Source organism: Sediminibacterium sp. TEGAF015 (assembly GCF_025997995.1).
In the GTDB taxonomy this organism is placed as follows: Bacteria; Bacteroidota; Bacteroidia; order Chitinophagales; family Chitinophagaceae; genus Sediminibacterium.
In genome coordinates, this window is the sequence record NZ_AP026683.1 from 2,281,211 (window position 1) to 2,300,164 (window position 18,954).

11 protein-coding genes are annotated in these 18,954 nt (G+C 37.0%); 9 read left to right on the forward strand and 2 right to left on the reverse strand.

Features of this window, described 5'->3' with window-relative positions; all coding sequences use genetic code 11:
• The first annotated feature begins 24 nt into the window (after positions 1 to 24).
• The 5 genes from mnmG (at position 25) to TEGAF0_RS10275 (ending at position 10,195) form a co-directional block, all read left to right on the forward strand.
• The gene (gene mnmG / locus TEGAF0_RS10255; RefSeq protein WP_264898088.1) at positions 25 to 1,893 is read left to right on the forward strand and encodes a tRNA uridine-5-carboxymethylaminomethyl(34) synthesis enzyme MnmG; all 1,869 of its coding nucleotides are present in this window, start codon (positions 25 to 27) and stop codon (positions 1,891 to 1,893) included.
• 95 nt (positions 1,894 to 1,988) lie between these two features.
• Entirely contained in the window at positions 1,989 to 5,108 is a 3,120-nt protein-coding gene (locus TEGAF0_RS10260) for an amidohydrolase family protein (protein WP_264898089.1), read from the forward strand.
• Between the two features lie 33 nt (positions 5,109 to 5,141).
• Positions 5,142 to 6,458, forward strand: a complete 1,317-nt coding sequence (locus TEGAF0_RS10265) for an amidohydrolase family protein (RefSeq protein WP_264898090.1) — start codon at positions 5,142 to 5,144, stop codon at positions 6,456 to 6,458.
• Between the two features lie 143 nt (positions 6,459 to 6,601).
• Positions 6,602 to 9,421 (forward strand): DNA polymerase I, encoded by a 2,820-nt coding sequence (gene polA, locus TEGAF0_RS10270; RefSeq protein ID WP_264898091.1) that lies wholly within the window; start codon positions 6,602 to 6,604, stop codon positions 9,419 to 9,421.
• 6 nt (positions 9,422 to 9,427) lie between these two features.
• Entirely contained in the window at positions 9,428 to 10,195 is a 768-nt protein-coding gene (locus TEGAF0_RS10275) for a sterol desaturase family protein (RefSeq protein WP_264898092.1), read from the forward strand.
• Here TEGAF0_RS10275 and TEGAF0_RS10280 read toward each other — a convergent pair whose 3' ends face one another.
• Positions 10,196 to 10,699 carry a DUF2480 family protein gene (locus TEGAF0_RS10280; protein WP_264898093.1) on the reverse strand — a complete coding sequence of 168 codons (504 nt, stop codon included), beginning with the start codon at positions 10,697 to 10,699 and terminating at the stop codon, positions 10,196 to 10,198.
• Between the two features lie 97 nt (positions 10,700 to 10,796).
• The gene (locus TEGAF0_RS10285; RefSeq protein WP_264898094.1) at positions 10,797 to 12,887 is read right to left on the reverse strand and encodes a peptidylprolyl isomerase; all 2,091 of its coding nucleotides are present in this window, start codon (positions 12,885 to 12,887) and stop codon (positions 10,797 to 10,799) included.
• A 480-nt stretch (positions 12,888 to 13,367) separates the two neighbouring features.
• Between TEGAF0_RS10285 and nadA the strand changes: the two genes are divergently transcribed.
• From nadA to TEGAF0_RS10305, 4 genes are all read left to right on the forward strand, one after another.
• A complete protein-coding gene (nadA, locus tag TEGAF0_RS10290; RefSeq protein ID WP_264898095.1) occupies positions 13,368 to 14,378 on the forward strand; it encodes a quinolinate synthase NadA in 1,011 nt (336 codons plus the stop codon).
• A 78-nt stretch (positions 14,379 to 14,456) separates the two neighbouring features.
• Positions 14,457 to 15,632, forward strand: coding sequence for a cytochrome-c peroxidase (locus TEGAF0_RS10295; protein ID WP_264898096.1), 1,176 nt, complete (start codon positions 14,457 to 14,459; stop codon positions 15,630 to 15,632).
• Positions 15,633 to 15,722: 90 nt separating this feature from the next.
• Positions 15,723 to 16,937 carry a dipeptidase gene (locus TEGAF0_RS10300; protein WP_264898097.1) on the forward strand — a complete coding sequence of 405 codons (1,215 nt, stop codon included), beginning with the start codon at positions 15,723 to 15,725 and terminating at the stop codon, positions 16,935 to 16,937.
• A 22-nt stretch (positions 16,938 to 16,959) separates the two neighbouring features.
• Positions 16,960 to 18,849 (forward strand): gamma-glutamyltransferase family protein, encoded by a 1,890-nt coding sequence (locus TEGAF0_RS10305; protein WP_264898098.1) that lies wholly within the window; start codon positions 16,960 to 16,962, stop codon positions 18,847 to 18,849.
• The last annotated feature ends 105 nt before the right edge of the window (positions 18,850 to 18,954 follow it).

Here is an 18,954-nt window from a genome sequence, read left to right on the forward strand (position 1 = left end):
GTAATCCTATAATATCTTTGCACCATGTTTTCAAAATACGATGTTATTGTTGTAGGCGCGGGTCATGCTGGTTGTGAGGCCGCTGCTGCTGCTGCCAATCTGGGTAGTTCTGTTTTGTTGGTAACCATGAATATGCAAACGATTGCACAAATGAGTTGCAACCCAGCGATGGGTGGAATTGCCAAGGGACAGATTGTGCGTGAGATTGATGCACTCGGCGGGTACAGTGGTATCATAACTGATCTTAGCACGATTCAATTCAGAATGCTGAATATGAGTAAGGGGCCAGCAATGTGGAGCCCTAGAGCGCAGAACGATCGTATGCTTTTTGCTGCAAAATGGAGAGAGTGGTTAGAGAATACACCCAATGTTGATTTCTACCAGGATATGGTAAAAGAGATCATCATTAAGAACAATAAAGCATGTGGAGTAATTACCGGGTTAGGACATGAGATTATGGCCGAATCTGTTGTAGTTACCAGCGGTACATTTTTGAATGGCGTAATCCATATTGGTGAAAAACAATTTGGCGGTGGTAGGGTTGCTGAAAAAGCAGCTACCGGCATTACAGAGCAATTGGTTTCGTTGGGCTTTGAGAGCGACCGACTGAAAACGGGAACACCACCCAGAGTGGATGGAAGAAGTCTGGACTACGCTAAAATGGAGGAACAGAAAGGAGACGAACATATTGTTGGTTTTTCTTATATGAATATTCCTCGTGTAAAAGCAGAACAACAAAGAAGTTGTTTTATCACCTATACAAATAGTACGGTACATGATTTATTAAAGACGGGCTTTGACAGATCTCCAATGTATCAGGGAAGAATAGAAGGAGTAGGACCGAGATATTGTCCTAGTATTGAAGATAAAATTAGTCGCTTCGCGGATAGAGACCGTCACCAGTTATTCGTAGAACCCGAAGGATGGGATACGGTAGAAATATATGTAAACGGATTTTCCACATCTCTACCTGAAGAAGTTCAAATGGCTGCATTGCGTCAAGTTCCGGGTTTTGAAAAATGTAAAATATTCAGACCAGGTTATGCAATTGAATATGACTATTTCATGCCTACGCAGTTAACGCATGCATTAGAAACCAAGCAAATAAGTCATCTGTTTTTTGCAGGACAAATTAACGGAACCACTGGATACGAAGAAGCTGCTTGTCAAGGATTAATAGCGGGAATTAATGCTCATCAAAAAGCAAAGAACAAGGAACCCTTTATTTTAAACAGATCAGAAGCATACATTGGGGTTTTGGTAGATGACCTTATTAATAAAGGAACCGATGAACCCTACAGAATGTTTACCAGCAGAGCTGAATTCAGAACCTTACTGAGACAAGACAACGCCGATTTAAGATTAACAGAAAAAAGTTTCCGAATAGGCTTGGCTTCTAAAGAAAGAATGAGAGCCGTTTCAGATAAGAAAGCGCATGTTGAAGAGATCAAGCAAACCATAAGCAACTTTCCTGTTGAGCCAGATTTAATCAATCCATATTTTTCTTCTATTCAATCTGCGGCATTAACAGAAAAACAAAAAGCTGCTAAGATTATTCTTCGACCCAATGTTACGCTAAATGACATGAAATCTCATTTACCAGAATTGGCTGAAACTTTAAAACCATATTCAGAAGAAGAATTGCTACAAGCTGAGATTCAAATCAAATATGAACGCTATATAGAGAAGGAACAGCAATTGGTAGACAAAATGAGTGATTTAGAAAATATGAAGATTCCAGCCAATTTTGAATACGAGAGACTTACAGCCCTTTCTAATGAAGCCATACAAAAACTGAAAAAAATTCAACCAGCAACATTAGGACAGGCAAGCAGAATTAGTGGAGTAAACCCTAGCGATGTTCAAATACTGATGGTATATATGGGTAGATAATTCCTTTTCATCCATTCATCATATTAAAAAAAACCAGTTTACCATAAGAAGTACAATTTTAGTAGCTTTAGAATCCTACTAAAACGACCTTACTTATGAGAAAAATCAAGTTGTTGTTTTCTTGTTTGGTACTCACAACCATGTTGCGAGCCCAGGAAACATTTCCGGTAAATGGTGTAGCAGATAAACGAGATGGCTGCTATGCATTTACAAACGCTACAATTGTTAAAGATGCACAAAACACGATTGCCAATGGTAGTCTAGTTATCAGAGATGGAAAAATTATAGCAGTTGGTACTAATGTGTCAATTCCAAAAGATGCTGTTGTAATTGACTGTAAAGACAAATACATATATCCATCTTTTATTGATATCTATTCTGACTATGGTATGCCACAGGTTCAACGCCCAACAGGAGGTGGATTTGGCGCACCTGCACAACTAACCAGTAATCAAAAAGGTGCATATGGTTGGAACCAGTCTATCAAGACAGATGTAAATGCATATAAATTATTTAGCGTAGACGAAGCAAAAGCAAAAGCTTTAAGAGAAGCAGGATTTGGTACAGTACTTACACATCAAAAAGATGGAATTGCACGTGGTACAGGTTCGGTTGTAACACTTTCGAATGAGAAGGAAAACTTTGTCATTGTTAAAGACAAAGCAAGTGCACACTATTCTTTTAGTAAAGGAAGTTCTACGCAGACCTATCCTTCCTCTTTGATGGGCTCTATTGCATTACTACGACAAACCTATAATGATGCTGCTTGGTATAAAAACAATCCTGATGCAGCAAAAAAAGAAGGTTATAACATAACATTAAAATATTTCAATGACCAACAAAGTCTGCCTCAAATTTTTGAAGCTCAGGATAGAGGTGTTGATTTGTGGAATGTAATGCGGGCCGACAGAATTGGAGATGAGTTTGGCGTACAATACATTATTAAAGCAACAGGAAAAGAATATCAACGAATTAAAGAAGTTGCAGCAACTAAAGCACCATTGATAGTTAATCTTAACTTCCCGCAAGCGCAAGATGTGGAAGATCCGAATGATGCAAGATTGGTTTCATTAGCTGACATGAAAAACTGGGAGTTAGGACCAACCAACCCCGCAGCAATAGAAAAAGCAGGTATTCCGTTTTGTTTAACAAGCGCAGACCTGAGAGATCCAAAATCATTTCTATCTAATCTAAGAAAAGCGATTGAGTATGGATTGAGTGAAAAGGCTGCCATGGAGGCCTTAACCAAAAACCCAGCTACATGGCTTGGAGTATACGACAAAGTAGGTAGCATTGATGAAGGCAAAATGGCAAACTTTATGATTACCAGTGCACCAGTATTTACAGATAAAGCTGTGATTTTACACAACTGGGTTAATGGTAATAAATATGCAATCAAAGAAGATGCGTGGTATTCTATAAATGGTAATTACAAACTAACTGTTCAGAATGCGGAAGGAACACAGGATTATAATTTGGAAGTTAAATCAAACAGTTCTGCAACTTTGGTTGGAAAAGATACAATGGCTGTACGTTTTACCTATGATGGGAAAAATGTAAAAATAAATTTTGCACCTCAACAAAGAAGAGCTGGTGGTGCGGGCAGACCAGGAATGGGAGGCACAGCTAATGCGCCGGTTATACTCCCTCCAAACGCAAATAAATTAAGCGGCTATTCTAATGGAACTACATGGAATGGCACCGGAGTTGATTCACTTGGAAACGCAGTAACATGGTCTGCTCAGCAAATTAGCCTAATAGCAGCTAAGGCAGAAGAAACAAAATCAAAGACAGCTCCTAAAATTGGAAAATCGTTTTATCCATTTACTGCATTCGGTAACGATGAAGAAAATATACCTAAACAGGAAACGCTCTTATTTAAAAATGCAACTGTTTGGACAAGTGAAAAAGAAGGTAAACTAGAAGCTACAGATGTATTGGTTAAAAATGGTAAAATTGCTAAAATTGGAAAAAACATTAACGAAGCAAGTGCCAAACAAATTGATGCTACTGGTAAACATTTAACCGCTGGTATTATTGATGAACACTCTCATATAGCATCTGCGTCAACCAACGAAGGTGGACAATCTGTAACTTCTGAAGTTAGAATGCAGGATAACTTAGATCCAGACGATATTAATATTTACAGACAATTAAGCGGAGGAGTAACGAGTTCACATATTCTACATGGATCTGCTAATACAATTGGTGGTCAGACTCAATTAATTAAACTTCGTTGGGGTACCGACGATAAGGGATTGATTTTCGAAGGTGCCGATCCGTTTATCAAATTTGCCTTGGGTGAAAATGTAAAACGTTCTTCTTCTACACAAGGAAATATTAGGTTCCCAGATACACGTATGGGGGTTGAACAAGTGTTGAATGATGCATTTAATCGTGCTAAAATATACGAAGCAGCTAAGAAAGAACACGAAGCGAATAATAAGAAAAAAGGAGCTGTACCAACTACCTTCAGAAAAGACCTTGAATTAGAAGCGCTTGTTGAAATTATGAACAGCAAACGTTTTATTACCTGCCATAGTTATGTAGCTAGTGAAATTGTTATTGCACTGAGGGTTGCTGAAAAATACGGTTTTAAAGTAAATACTTTCACGCATATCCTTGAGGGGTACAAAGTAGCTGACAAAATGAAAGCACATGGTGCAGCAGCTTCTACCTTCTCTGACTGGTGGGCTTATAAAAATGAAGTTCAGGATGCAATTCCTTACAATGCGGCCATTATGCAGAAAGTGGGTTTAAATGTAGCTATCAATTCTGATGATGCTGAAATGGCAAGAAGATTAAATCAGGAAGCAGCTAAAACCGTTAAGTATGGTGGCGTGAGTGAGATTGATGCATTGAATATGGTTACCATCAATCCAGCTAAAATGTTACACGTAGATAATAAAGTAGGAAGTATTAAGGAAGGAAAAGACGCAGATCTTGTTCTATGGTCAGCTCATCCTTTAAGTATTTATGCAAAGTCATTGTATACCGTAGTAGACGGAACCATCTATTTTGATAGAGCAAAAGACGAAGCTATGCGCAAGGAAGTTAGAACAGAGCGTACACGTTTAATTAATAAAATGGTTGGCGAAAAAAGAAGTGGGGCTGCTGTTGCGCCATTTACACCAAGCTACAAATACATTCATACCTGTTTGGACCACGGTCATAAACTAGGTTTACTCGAAATTGAAGCTGGTGAAGAAGAATAAGAACACAAAAGCAACCACAAAAAAAAATTAAACATGAAAAAGATTGTATTATCACTTAATATATTATTGCTTCTAGCAGGAGCAAGCAAAGCGCAGGAAACTATCTATCCTGCAAAAACACAAAAAGGAGTAGTTTTCATCAAAAACGGTACTGTTCACGTAGGTAATGGAACTGTTATTGAAAATGCAACTATTAAAATTAGTAACGGTAAGATTGAAGACGTTGGATCCAATATTGTTGTTCCTGCATCTGGTGCTGAAGTTATAGATGCAAAGGGAAAACAAGTTTATCCGGGCTTAATATTACCTGCCTCTAATCTTGGACTTACTGAAATCACTGGTGTTCGTGCAACCAACGATTTCAATGAAATTGGTGAAATGAATCCTGGTATTCGTTCCATTGCCGCCTACAATGCAGATTCAAAAATCACCAATACTTTAAGATCAAATGGGATACTCTTAGCACATACTGCACCTGTTGGTGCATTACTTGCAGGACAATCCTCCGTTGTTCAATTAGATGCATGGCATTGGGAAGACGCAGCTTATAAAATGGACAATGGAATGCATTTATATATGCCAAGCTTATTAGGAAGACCCGGAGGAAGATTGGGTGCATTATTTGCGCAATTTATGCCGCAGGCGCCAGCCGATCCAACCAAGGCAGCATTGGAAAGACTTGAAATTGTGAAAGACTATTTCAGAGAAGCAAAAGCCTATTTAGCCAATACCCCTAAAGAACTCAATCTGAAATTGGAAGCTGCAAGAGGATTGTTTGAGAAAAAACAAAAACTGTTTGTTCATGCTTCACAGGTGAAACAAATGTTACTTGCTATAGATTTTGCAAAAGAGTTTGATTTTAATGTTGTAATCATTGGGGGTTCAGAAAGTTGGCAGATTGCTCCACTGTTAAAACAACACAACATAGGAGTCATTCTATCTCAAATGCATGATTTACCAACCCTGGACGATGATGATGTAGATATGCCTTATAAAGCTCCATCGGTATTACAGAAAGCGGGGGTATTGTTCTGTATTAATGATGACGATCCACAGAACAGAGGAAGAAACCTACCTTTTAACGCAGGAACTGCTGCAACCTATGGTTTAACAAAAGAAGAGGCACTAAGCGCAATAACACTTAATGCTGCTAAAATTCTGGGTGCAGAAGAAACAACCGGTTCTATTGAAAAAGGAAAAGACGCCAATATTGTTATTAGCGCAGGAGACATACTGGACATGCATACAAGTGTTATTGAGCATGCATTTATTCAGGGCAGAAAAATTGTCCTTGATGATAAACACAAACAACTCTATGAAAGATATAAATACAAGTATGGTATTAAATAACTAGATGTCATATCACTGTATAGACTATAGCTCATAAAAACATGGCTATACTTAATTTAGTCCCGGTTGCGCAGGTAACCGGGATTTTTAATTCCTTTTCATATAAGATAGCGGGGCAACCGCGTATTTATTACCTTAGCTGAATGGAAAAGAAACTATTTCTGTTAGATGCTTTGGCATTAATTTATAGAGCCTATTATGCATTAATCCGAAACCCAAGAATTACTTCAAAAGGAATAAATACAAATGCACAATTTGGGTTTACCTCAACTTTATATGATTTGATAAATAAAGAAAAACCCACACACCTTGCTGTCTGTTTTGATACACATGCACCAACAGAAAGACACACTGATTTTACAGATTATAAAGCAAACAGACAGGAAGCACCTGAAGATTTATTGGCATCACTTCCTGATATACAAAGAATCATACGCGGATTTAATATTCCGGTTGTAGAAATTGATGGATACGAGGCCGATGATATAATAGGAACACTAGCCTGGCAGGCAGCCGACAAAGGCTATAATGTGTACATGGTTACCCCTGATAAAGACTATGGTCAATTGTTGATACACCCACATGTATATATTTATAAACCACCTGCATATGGAAATGCAGAAGAAATATTAGATGCAGCAAAAATTTGCACTAAATGGGATATAGCTAGGGTTGAGCAAGTTGTTGATATGCTCGGTTTAATGGGAGATGCGGTTGATAATATTCCTGGTATACCTGGTGTTGGTGAAAAAACAGCCGCTAAGTTATTGAAGGAGTATGACACACTAGAAAATATCCTTGAGAATGCCGATAAAATAAAAGGAGCATTAGGTGAAAAAGTAAGGGCAGGAAAAGAATCGGCAATTATCAGCAAAAAACTGGCAACAATCATTACTAATGTACCCGTTGAATTTCATGAAGAAGATTTTCGACTTAAAGACTGGAATAGGGAAGAACTTAATACAGTTTTTACAGAATTGGAATTTAAGACATTGGGTAAAAGGATATTGGGAGAAACGTTTAATGCGTTTCAGGCTGCACCAGTTGCAGTTCAAACAGATTTATTCGGAAATGCTGTTGAGGAAAAGAAAACTGTTGAAAAGGAAACTATTATAGAGGACCATAGTTTTGGGTTGGTTGCAGAAAAGAATATAGAAAACACTTCTCATGAATATCGGTTAGTTGAGATTGATGCAGAAATAAGAGATTTAGTAGCACTACTTAATCAACAGAAAGAAATTTGTTTTGATACAGAAACAACTGGAACGGATGCTAATAATGTAGAACTTGTTGGGATAAGTTTTTCCTTTGAAAAAGGTAAAGCTTATTATATCCCATTCACAAATAATCAAAAAGAGGTAAAAGAAAAGCTTTTGTTGCTGAAGCCTTTATTTGACAATGCAAATATTTGCTGGGTGGGGCAAAATATAAAATATGATTTGTTGATTTTGAAGTGGTATGGAATAGAGCCAACAGGAAGCTTATTTGATACTATGTTAGCACACTATGTAATTGAGCCAGAGGGCAGAAGGAGCATGGATTTGTTAAGTGCACAATATCTTGGTTATGAACCGGTTTCCATTGAAACACTTATTGGAAAAAAAGGAAAAAACCAAGGTAATATGCGGGATGTGGCCATTGATAAGATAAAGGAATATGCAGCAGAAGACGCCGATATTACATTGCAATTAAAACATTGCTTTGCCCCGCTATTAAAGACGAAAGAAGTTGAAAAAGTATTCTATGAAGTAGAAAACCCCCTGGTAAGAGTTTTAACAGATATGGAATATGAGGGGGTTAAAATTGATGAATCCTTTTTGAATGACTACAGTAAAGAATTAGAAAAAGAAGCAAAAAAGTGCGAAGAAAGTGTTTATGAGCAGGCTGGTGTTCGGTTCAATTTAGCTTCTCCAAAACAATTAGGTGAAGTGTTATTCGATAAACTACAATTAGATCCAAAAGCAAAAAAAACTAAAACCGGACAATATGCCACCGGTGAAGATGTATTATTAAAATTGGCAGGAGAACATAAAATTGTAGAAGATATTCTAGGATTCAGAGAATTAACCAAACTAAAATCAACGTATGTAGATGCGCTACCCGAAATGATTAACCCCCGCACGGGTCGTGTTCATACCTCCTATGCACAGGCTGTTGCGGTTACTGGAAGACTAAGTAGCAACAATCCGAATCTACAGAATATCCCTATAAGAACAGCTAGAGGAAGAGAAATAAGAAAAGCATTTATTCCGAGAGAGCCGGGACGCATATTGTTAAGTGCTGATTATTCGCAAATTGAATTGAGAATAGTAGCCGCAATAAGTGGAGATCCGAATTTGTGTGATGCATTTAAACAAAGAAAAGACATTCATACAGCTACAGCAGCAAAAGTGTATGGAGTTTCAGAAACAGATGTAACAAAGGAAATGCGCTATAAAGCAAAAAGTGTAAACTTTGGCATTATCTATGGACAAGGTGCTTTTGGGCTGGCAGAAAACCTCGGCGTGAGCAGAAAGGAAGCGCAGGAAATAATTAACAACTATAAGAAAGAATTCCCATTCATTCAAAAATACATGGATGATCAGATAAACTTTGCAAAAGAGAACGATTATGTACAAACCCTAATGGGTAGAAAACGGTGGTTAAGAGACATTCATAGTGCTAATTTTACTGTAAGGGGGTTTGCAGAAAGAAACGCTATCAATTCACCTATACAAGGAACGGCTGCGGATATGATTAAAATGGCGATGATTAAGGTTCATCAGGAAATGAAGAAGGGGGATTGGAAATCAAAAATGATATTACAGGTACACGATGAATTGGTTTTTGATGCAATAGTGGAAGAAGCCGATGACCTTCAAAATCTTATTATTCAATGTATGGTATCAGCCCTGCCCTTACCAAACGGAGTTCCTGTGGAAGCCGAAGTAGGGAGAGGTAACAACTGGTTAGAAGCACATTAATAAACTATGAATTGGGAATTCTTTTTTACTGCATTTCAAAAAATTAGTAGCAGATATTTTATTGTTGCACTAATTGCGTTTATGTTGTTCTATGTAATATTCAGAAGAAAATATTTCTACCTGAAAATACAGCAAAAATTTCCCCGGAATAATGATTATATAAGAGAACTATTCTATTCAATAGTAACAATGTTAATATTCAGTTTAATAGTTGTTGTATTGAATAGTCCCCCTATTGCAGAACAAACAACTAGGTATCAATCAATAGAAACATATGGATGGGCTTATTACTTCAGTGTGTTTCCGGTGCTTTTTATGATGCATGACTTATACTTTTATATTATGCATAGAATAATGCATCACCCCGCCTTGTTTAAATACATACACCTCGTTCATCATAAATCAACCAACCCTTCACCATGGGCAGCATATGCATTTCATCCATTGGAAGCAATTATAGAACAGGGAATTGTTATCATTTTTTATTTTACCCTTCCCATCCATATTACTCATTTAGCTATCTTCTTTCTTTTTTCCATTATATACAACGTATATGGGCATCTTGGATATGAATTATATCCAAAAGGATTTAATAGAACAAAAATTGGTAAATGGATTAATACTTCAATAAACCACAATCAACATCACCAATACTTCAAAGGTAATTATGGGTTGTATACTTTAATATGGGATAGATTATTTGATACGATCAGAAAAGATTATGATAATCAATTTGAGAACATATCAAACAGAAAACCAGACCTAATAGATTAATCACTTCTTCTTATACAAAGGAACCGTGCTACATGGCTCACCATACATAATGCTCTTTGCATATGGTCTTAATAAAGAAGTAATTTTTACATACGCAGAAGCAGGAACTGGATCTTCACCACATCCTTTTACAACAACCCGTTGATCGGTATAATCAGAAGGATTAATTGAATTCATTGCATCTAATAACAGTTGTTCTCTTAATGAAGCTTCGCTACCAAAATGAACAGATTTTGCTACGGGTGTTAAGTAAACAGCCACAAGCATATTAGCCCACATAGGAATAATTGCATCTGCACTGCATGTTATAGCAACATGTGCATCTTTGAATTCACTCCAGTCAATGCTTAATAAAGCAGTTCGGAAATCCTTTTCTTTTAAAATAAGACCCATGAAAAGATGATCTTTTAAATCAAATACTTTTATGGTTTCTTTTGTAAAGTAAGATTCCAGATCCAGGCTAATGATGCCACTTTGTTCAACTTTATTAACAATGGGTTCCATAACAACATAAAATTAGCCTGTTTCCATGAATCTTATTTACGAGAGTCGCAAAAAAAACCCACTCTAATGAGTGGGTTCTCTTAATAAAATGTAACGATTAATAAAAATCGAAACGGTTATCTTTTACAGTTGCGGCTTTTCTAAGTGCTTCAACACTTCTGTAAGCAGCCATTTTTCTGTTTTGGATTAAGGTTTGTTTAACAGATTCTGGTAAAGCATCGGCAGACTTGGCACCAATATTTTCTACTTTAACAGCATAAACACCAGCATTACCAGCAATTAAGGAAGAAGCTTTTCCAAGATTTGCTTTATTAAAAGCAGCACCTACCATTTTAGGTTCATTTCCAACACCATTTACGAAACCGGCATTAAAAGCAATGCTGTCAGCTCTAAGAATAGATGCACCAGAAGACTTAGCTAATTCTTCAAGCGTACTCCCCTTCATTTTGGTATCGATGATAATTTTGGCTTTCTTCTCATTTCTGATTACGCCTTCAACTAATGGTCTGGCTTCTGTTGCACTCATTAATCCCGCTTTATTAATACCAGTAATCATAGCAACAATAATCTGATCGCCTACTTCTGTAGGATCTGAAACAGCTCCTTCTTTATTTTCATAAATCCATCTAACCAATGAACGCGTATTGGCCATAGTACCTACGGTAAAATCATTTTTCTTGATATCGCTAGCTGGTAAAATTGGTTTAGCCAATTTAGCAGCATTCTCATTAAATTCTTTAGATGATTTTGCAGAAGCCACAAATTTTGCTGCAGCAGTATTTGCTTCATTTACAGTTTCATTACTACTAATGATAGGCTTTGCTAAATAAGCAATTTTGTAAGCAGCTGCGCGATTCTTCTGACCTAATATTTCAATATAGTGATAACCATAATCAGTTTTAACAACACCTTTTGTTCCAACAGCATTATCAAAAGCAAAATCATTAAATGGAATTACCATCTGTCCCTGAGGGAAATAATCGTATACACCTCCCTTATCTTTGCTTCCTCCGTCATCAGAATATTTAGCTACCAATGCATTGAAATCAGCACCACTTTTAATAGCAGTTTGAATACTATCAACTAATTTCTTAGCTGTAGAATCATCACGAACCATTTGACCAGACTGAGGATCATTGGTACCAATTAAGATATGTCTTACAGAAACACTATCAGGCCATTGCTTTATTCCTACCATCTTAGCAATAACAAAATTATTGCCATCAATATAAGGTCCAAAAACACCACCAACAGGTAAGCGAGTAATTGAATCTTTATTAGCTACCTGAATTCTGCTTCCGCCGAAATAACTATTATAATAAGGCAACTCAGTACCTACCTTACCTAAATAAGCAGCAGCATCAGAAGTAGATATAAATTCAGCTTTTAAAGCATTAATTTGAGATAGTGTAGCCGCAGAATCAGCAGAAGTTGGTGCTGCACTGAAATTCACATATACAATAGATCTGGTCTCTTCTTCTTTTTTGAATTCATTACTGTGTTTCTTTACATAAGAATTAATATCAGCATCTGAAACTTTCACAGTTGAATCAGGAATAGCTACATAAGGATAGAGTACATAAGAAGCATTAGAAACAGCATTATTATCTGCCTGTTGTTTTTCAACCAACCATTTTGGTACATAAACAGATTGTAATAATAAATTCTGATATTTATTACGTAGACTATTTTGGATAGTAGGCTCAATGTAACCAGTTGTAATCATTTTTACCTGCTCTGCATTTTTGCTCTTTTTTATTTGTGCAAAAGCTCTTTTTGCATCATCTACCTTAAACTCACCAGTTTTTGGATCGGTAAATTCCTGACGCAAAGGAGAGTTATCTCCAAATAGAATATCATTCAATTCTTTGGCAGATACAGTTAAACCCAATTTTTCAAACTCTTGGTTTAATACTATATTATCTACCTCCATGTTGAACACATTACCAATTAATTGTTCACGGGTAGCACCTTGACCAGCATACATAGCTTCCTGAGATTTAAGGCGCTCTTCAAAAGTACCCCTGTCAATGGTTGTACCATTTACTTTTGCAATAACTGAACTGTTAGAAAAAGCAGAACCTCCACGCCCTGCTCCATCCTGAAGAATAAACGCAATTAAAGCAACAGCAATAATTACAAAAATGATCCAGGTACCGCGATCACGAATTGTTTGAATTACAGACATAGTGTAAATAATTAATATATAATTTATCCCGATTGTACACGGGGAGGCAAAAATAAGGGAAAATAAAGTAGAATAAGATGTGGAAAAATATACACATCTATCTGTTAGTAACCAGAAAAACAGGTGGAAAAATTACCTTTTAATTAAAAAAAATGTGAAAAGAAATAGAATAAATAGGTAAATATCGGAGTGAATGAGGTTAAAGAGCAGAAAACAGCAGGTATTTATACCTGTTAATTAACAGTGAAACAAAAGTGAATAACCCAAAACAATGAATGTTAATTCAGTTATACCACCCTGTTAATAAAGTATATAAACAATATAAGGATATGAAATAACAAGTCTAATAAAAATGTGAATAGCTGTGAATAAACGAACTAACCTTAGCTTTGTACAATGTGTGTAACAAAGTTTTCCCGATATACACATGCCTAATAGTAGTAGTTGATTTTATATAAATAATTATTAAATATTATTACTTTGAATATTAACATCGCAAAAGAGAAATTAGCAGTTAACGGATTTTTAGATTTGGAAATTGATCCTGAATTGGATCTATTTGCAGAGATAGAAAAATTGAAAAAAGAAAAAAATGCTGTTCTACTCGCTCACTATTACCAGGATACAGATATACAAGATGTGGCAGATTATATTGGGGATAGTCTCGGTCTTGCTCAACAAGCTAAACAGACAACTGCTGATATTATCGTTTTTGCCGGAGTACATTTTATGGCAGAAACAGCTAAAATTTTAAACCCTACAAAAAAAGTTCTTCTACCCGATTTAAAAGCAGGTTGTTCTTTGGCTGATAGTGCTCCTGCCCCACTTTTTAAGGCTTTTAAAGAAAAACACCCCGATCATCTAGTTGTTTCCTATATCAATTGTACGGCAGAAATAAAAGCATTAAGTGATATTATCTGTACTAGTGGAAATGCAGAGAAAATTATTGAAAGTATCCCTGCCGATCAACCCATCCTATTTGCTCCAGATAAAAATTTAGGTGCCTACCTTAATAAAAAAACAGGCAGGAATATGTTGCTTTGGAATGGTGCTTGTGTAGTGCATGAAATATTTAGTCTGGAGAAAATAGTAAAATTAAAAATTAGACATCCTGAAGCAAAATTGATTGCACATCCGGAATGTGAAGAAGCTATTTTAAATATTGCTGATTATATTGGGAGTACCACCCAATTATTAAAATACACACAGACAGACGCTAATTCCTCTTATATCGTAGCAACTGAAACTGGTATTTTACATCAGATGCAGCTAAATAATCCAACCAAAACTTTTATTCCTGCACCACCTAATAACAATTGTGCCTGCAATGATTGTCCGTATATGAAATTAAATACCTTGGAAAAAATATACCTCTGTATGAAGTACGAACTTCCTGAAATTCATATGGATGAAACATTAAGATTACAGGCACTTATACCAATGGAAAGAATGATGGATATCAGTAGGGCTGCCGGTTTAATAGGTGGATAAATTTTCTTTTAACATATTATTTTATTTTTCATTTAAACGAAAGGAAATTATTCATATCAAAGCATCCAAATGCCAGATATGAATAAAACTTATTCTTTCCTGCTGATTCTTTTGATTAGCCTTGTTGCTTGTAATAAGGCCGATCAAACCGTAGTTACACCTATTACCAATAGTTCAGGAGATAATCCTTTAATATCTGCTGCTTTAAATTTACCCGCAAGTCCTTTTGATTATGTGAATGCAGGATTGCCTGCTTATTTTTTTCAGAATGCTGGTGGAGGAGCGCCTACTTCAGTAAATGGAATTGATAATACACCTGCTGCAAATCCCATTACCAATAATGGTGCAACATTGGGAAGAGTCTTATTTTATGATAAAAATTTAAGTGTCAATAAAACCATTTCTTGTGCCAGTTGCCATAATCCGGCATTTGGATTTAGTGATACTGCTGTTTTAAGTAATGGATTTGCTGGTGGAAAGACAGAAAGACATTCCATGAGTTTAATTAATGCAAAATTTTATCAAAGAGGACGTTTTTTCTGGGATGAAAGAGCAGCAACACTGGAAGACCAGGTTCTTATGCCATTTCAGGATCCCGTAGAAATGGGTATGACGCTGGCATTGATTGCGCAAAGAGTAAGAGAGCAAACATACTATGCTCCTTTAATCACGAATGCATTTGGTGATACAGCAGTGAATACGAATAGAATTGCAAGAGCACTGGCTCAATTTGTAAGAAGTATTGTTAGTAGCAATAGTAAATATGATGCCGGAAGAGCCCAGGTAAATAATCCCGTGGCTGATTTTCCTAATTTTACTGCTGAAGAAAATCAGGGAAAAAGAATATTTATAATCCCTGTTCAAAATGGCGGTGCCGGATGTTTTGGCTGTCATACTACAGAAGCTTTTGTTGCAGCTGTTCCTGGTCCAAGAAATAATGGACTTGATTTAAATACCAGCAATGACAATGGTGCCGGATTGGGTGCATTTAAAACACATACACTCAGAAATATTGCATTAACGGCACCCTATATGCATGATGGTAGATTTAAAACCCTGGAGGAAGTAGTGGAACATTATAATAGTGGCGTAAAAGCTCATCCTAATCTGGACAATGCATTAAAACAACCCAATGGTCAACCTATACGGTTAAACTTAACGGCTGCAGAAAAAGCATCATTGGTGGCATTTATGCGAACACTAACTGATCCTACCGTTGCAACCAATATAAAATGGACGAATCCATTTAAGTAATTTTTATAATATCAGTTCCCTATTTGCCCAATCAAAGAAATATTCTATTGATTCCAGTACAAATTTTTTAGCTTTAGCCAAAGCCAATAAATGAAGTACTTGATTTTTGCACTTTGTTGTGTTGTATCTGTTGCAAACGCACAAAAAAGCAAACCCGTTACCCAGTATAAAAAAGTGCATAACCGCGCAATAATGGCTGATTCGCACAATGATTTATTAACAGCATCCATTGAAAAAAATCTGTTGATTGATCAGGACCTGAAAGGAAAAACACATTCTGATTTGAATCGCTTCAGGGAAGCCGGAGTTGATGTACAAATTTTCAGTGTCTGGTGTGATGGTGAAAAGAAGCAACCTTATGCCTGGGCCAATAGAGAGATTGATACACTCAATGCAGTTGCTGCCCGAAATCCGGATAAAATTCAAATCATTCAAAGTTTCGCGGACATAAAAAAAGCAGTTAAAAAGAACAAACTGGCTGCTTTATTTGGTGTAGAGGGCGGACACATGATTGAGGGCGATTTGAATAAACTGGAAGCGTTATATAAACGAGGTGTTCGTTATATGACTTTAACCTGGAACAATTCAACAGAATGGGCTAGCTCTGCCATGGACGAATCTTCATTGGTAAATCTGAACAAAGAATATACGAATGCTCAGATCCCCCAACGCACAATGGGGCTCAATACTTTCGGAAAGGAAGTAATCAAAAAAATGAATGAACTAGGTATGATGGTAGATTTGAGCCATGTGGGAGAAAAAACTTTCTGGGATGCAATACAAACAACTACCAAACCCGTGCTAGTTTCGCATAGCAATGCCTATACTTTGTGTCCGGTTTTCAGAAATTTAAAAGATGAACAAATTGATGCAGTTGGAAAAAACGGAGGCGTTATCCAGTTGAATTTTTATTCTGCTTTTATTGACAGTTCCTTCAAAAAAAGGGAAAAAGTGTTTTTACAGAATAAACAAGCAAAAATTGATTCATTGGTAGCAACAGGTATGCAGAAGGAATATGCACAATCTATCATTGTAGATATGTATAAAGAAGAGTCTATTTCAATTCAACCTCCTATGGAAATGTTATTAAAGCACCTAGATTATATTGTGAATAGAATTGGAGTGGACCACGTAGGAATGGGTTCTGATTTTGATGGAATTAGCGCTAGTCCTAAAGAGTTAACCGATGTAACCACTTATCCACTGATTACAAAAGCGCTGTTGGAAAGAGGGTATTCAAAAAAAGATGTTTACAAAATAATGGGCGGCAACTTGTTGAGAGTGATGAAAGCCCAGCGTAATTAATATGTATTCAAACAACTGTTTTATGAAGAAAATTTTTCTGAGTGTTAGTATCCTTTTTACGGGAACGATGTTGATGGCACAGGCAACACAGAAGCCACCACTTCATGGTAAAAACTGGATGGCCATAACAGGTAAACCACTTGCAGCAACAGCTGGTTCCATTGTATTTCAACAAGGGGGTAATGCAGTAGATGCAGCCTGTGCAATGTTGGCAGCTACATGTACCATGTGGGATGTATTAAGCTGGGGTGGCGAAACACAGGCAATCATCTATAATCCAAAGACTGGAAAAGTAATTGGTATCAATGCCCTTGGAGTAGCACCAACAGGCGCAACGCCGGAATTTTTTAAGTCGAAGGGTTATGAATTTCCTCCTGAATACGGCCCACTGGCAGCGGTAACACCAGGAACCGTTGGCGGATTGATCCATATGCTTTCTGAATACGGAACCATGAGTCTGAAACAAGTATTGGCACCTGCCATGCAACTGGCAGCTGGTTATCCAATTGATGCACAAACCGCCAATAGCATTGAAAGAGGAAAAGAACGGATTAAACAATGGCCTTACAGTAAAAAAGTATTGTTACCCCATTTGGGTGAAAAAAGAGAAGCTCCGGAGGCTGGGGAAATTTTTGTACAACAGGATTTGTTGAATACACTTACTAAACTAGTGGAAGCAGAGCAAAATGCTTTGAAAAATAAAAAAACAAGAAAGCAGGCTTTACAAGCAGCATATGACCGTTTTTATAAAGGAGACATTGCAGATGAATTTGTAAGAGGTGCACAGGAACAAGGTGGCTTAATTACCAAACAGGATCTTGCCAACTGGAAAGTAAAAGAAGAAACACCGGCAATGGTGAATTACAAAGGAGTTGATGTATATAAGCTAACCCAGTGGACACAAGGTCCTTCGATGTTACAGGCTCTGAATATTCTGGAGAACTTCGACTTAAAAAAAATGGGATATAATTCTCCACAGTATATTAATACAGTATATCAATCTATGAGTCTGGCATTTGCAGATCGTGATTTTTATTACGGTGACCCGGCTTTTGCTCCTACCCCACAACCCATGAGTGGCTTATTAAATAAAGCATATGCAAAACAAAGGGCAGCTTTAATCAACCCCGAAAAAAACAACGCCCTGGTGGCACCGGGTGACCCCTATCCTTTTGAAGGAAGAACCAATCCATACACAGAACAAATTAAACAATGGAACTTTATTGATAGTACAGGTAAAAGAAATTTTGTTCCCGCACACGACAGTACAGTAACCGCAAAAGCAGAATTGGAAGCATATATGGATCGTCTTTGGAGAGGCACCACTTCGGTGGAAGCGGCTGATAAAGATGGTTGGGTTGTTTCTATAACCCCTAGCGGGGGATGGCTACCTGCTACCATTGCCGGAAACACCGGAATTGGTATGAGCCAGCGCATGCAAAGTTTTGTATTGGATCCAACCATTAATCCATTCAATGTAGTGGCTCCTGGTAAAAGACCCCGTGTTACTCTAACGCCATCTATGGCATTAAAGGATGGAAAACCATATTTGTCATTTGCTGTACAGGGAGGTGATACCCAAGATCAGAACCTATTACAGTTTTTCCTGAATATGGTTGAATTTAATATGACGGTTCAACAAGCATCCGAAGCAGAAAATATCAATACCAATCAACTATGGTTATCATTGGGTGGAACCAAAATAAAAGACAGAATGCCCAGAGCAGGCGACTTGCTGATTTCTGCAAGAACCCCTGAACCAACCAGAGAAGCGTTGAAGAAAATGGGGTACAAGCTGAGTTTTGGTCAAAGAACCAGCGGTCCTATCAATGCCATATTTTTAGATCGTAAGCACAATAGCTTATGGGGAGGATCTTCCAATAACGGGGAAGATTATGGTATTGGCTGGTAAGGGATAAAAAACGTTCATAGACCTGAATAAATACGCTGTCCTCTTATTGGGCAGCGTATTATATTTGGTACCTAAACGAGAAAACTAAACGGATTAGCAAAAAAA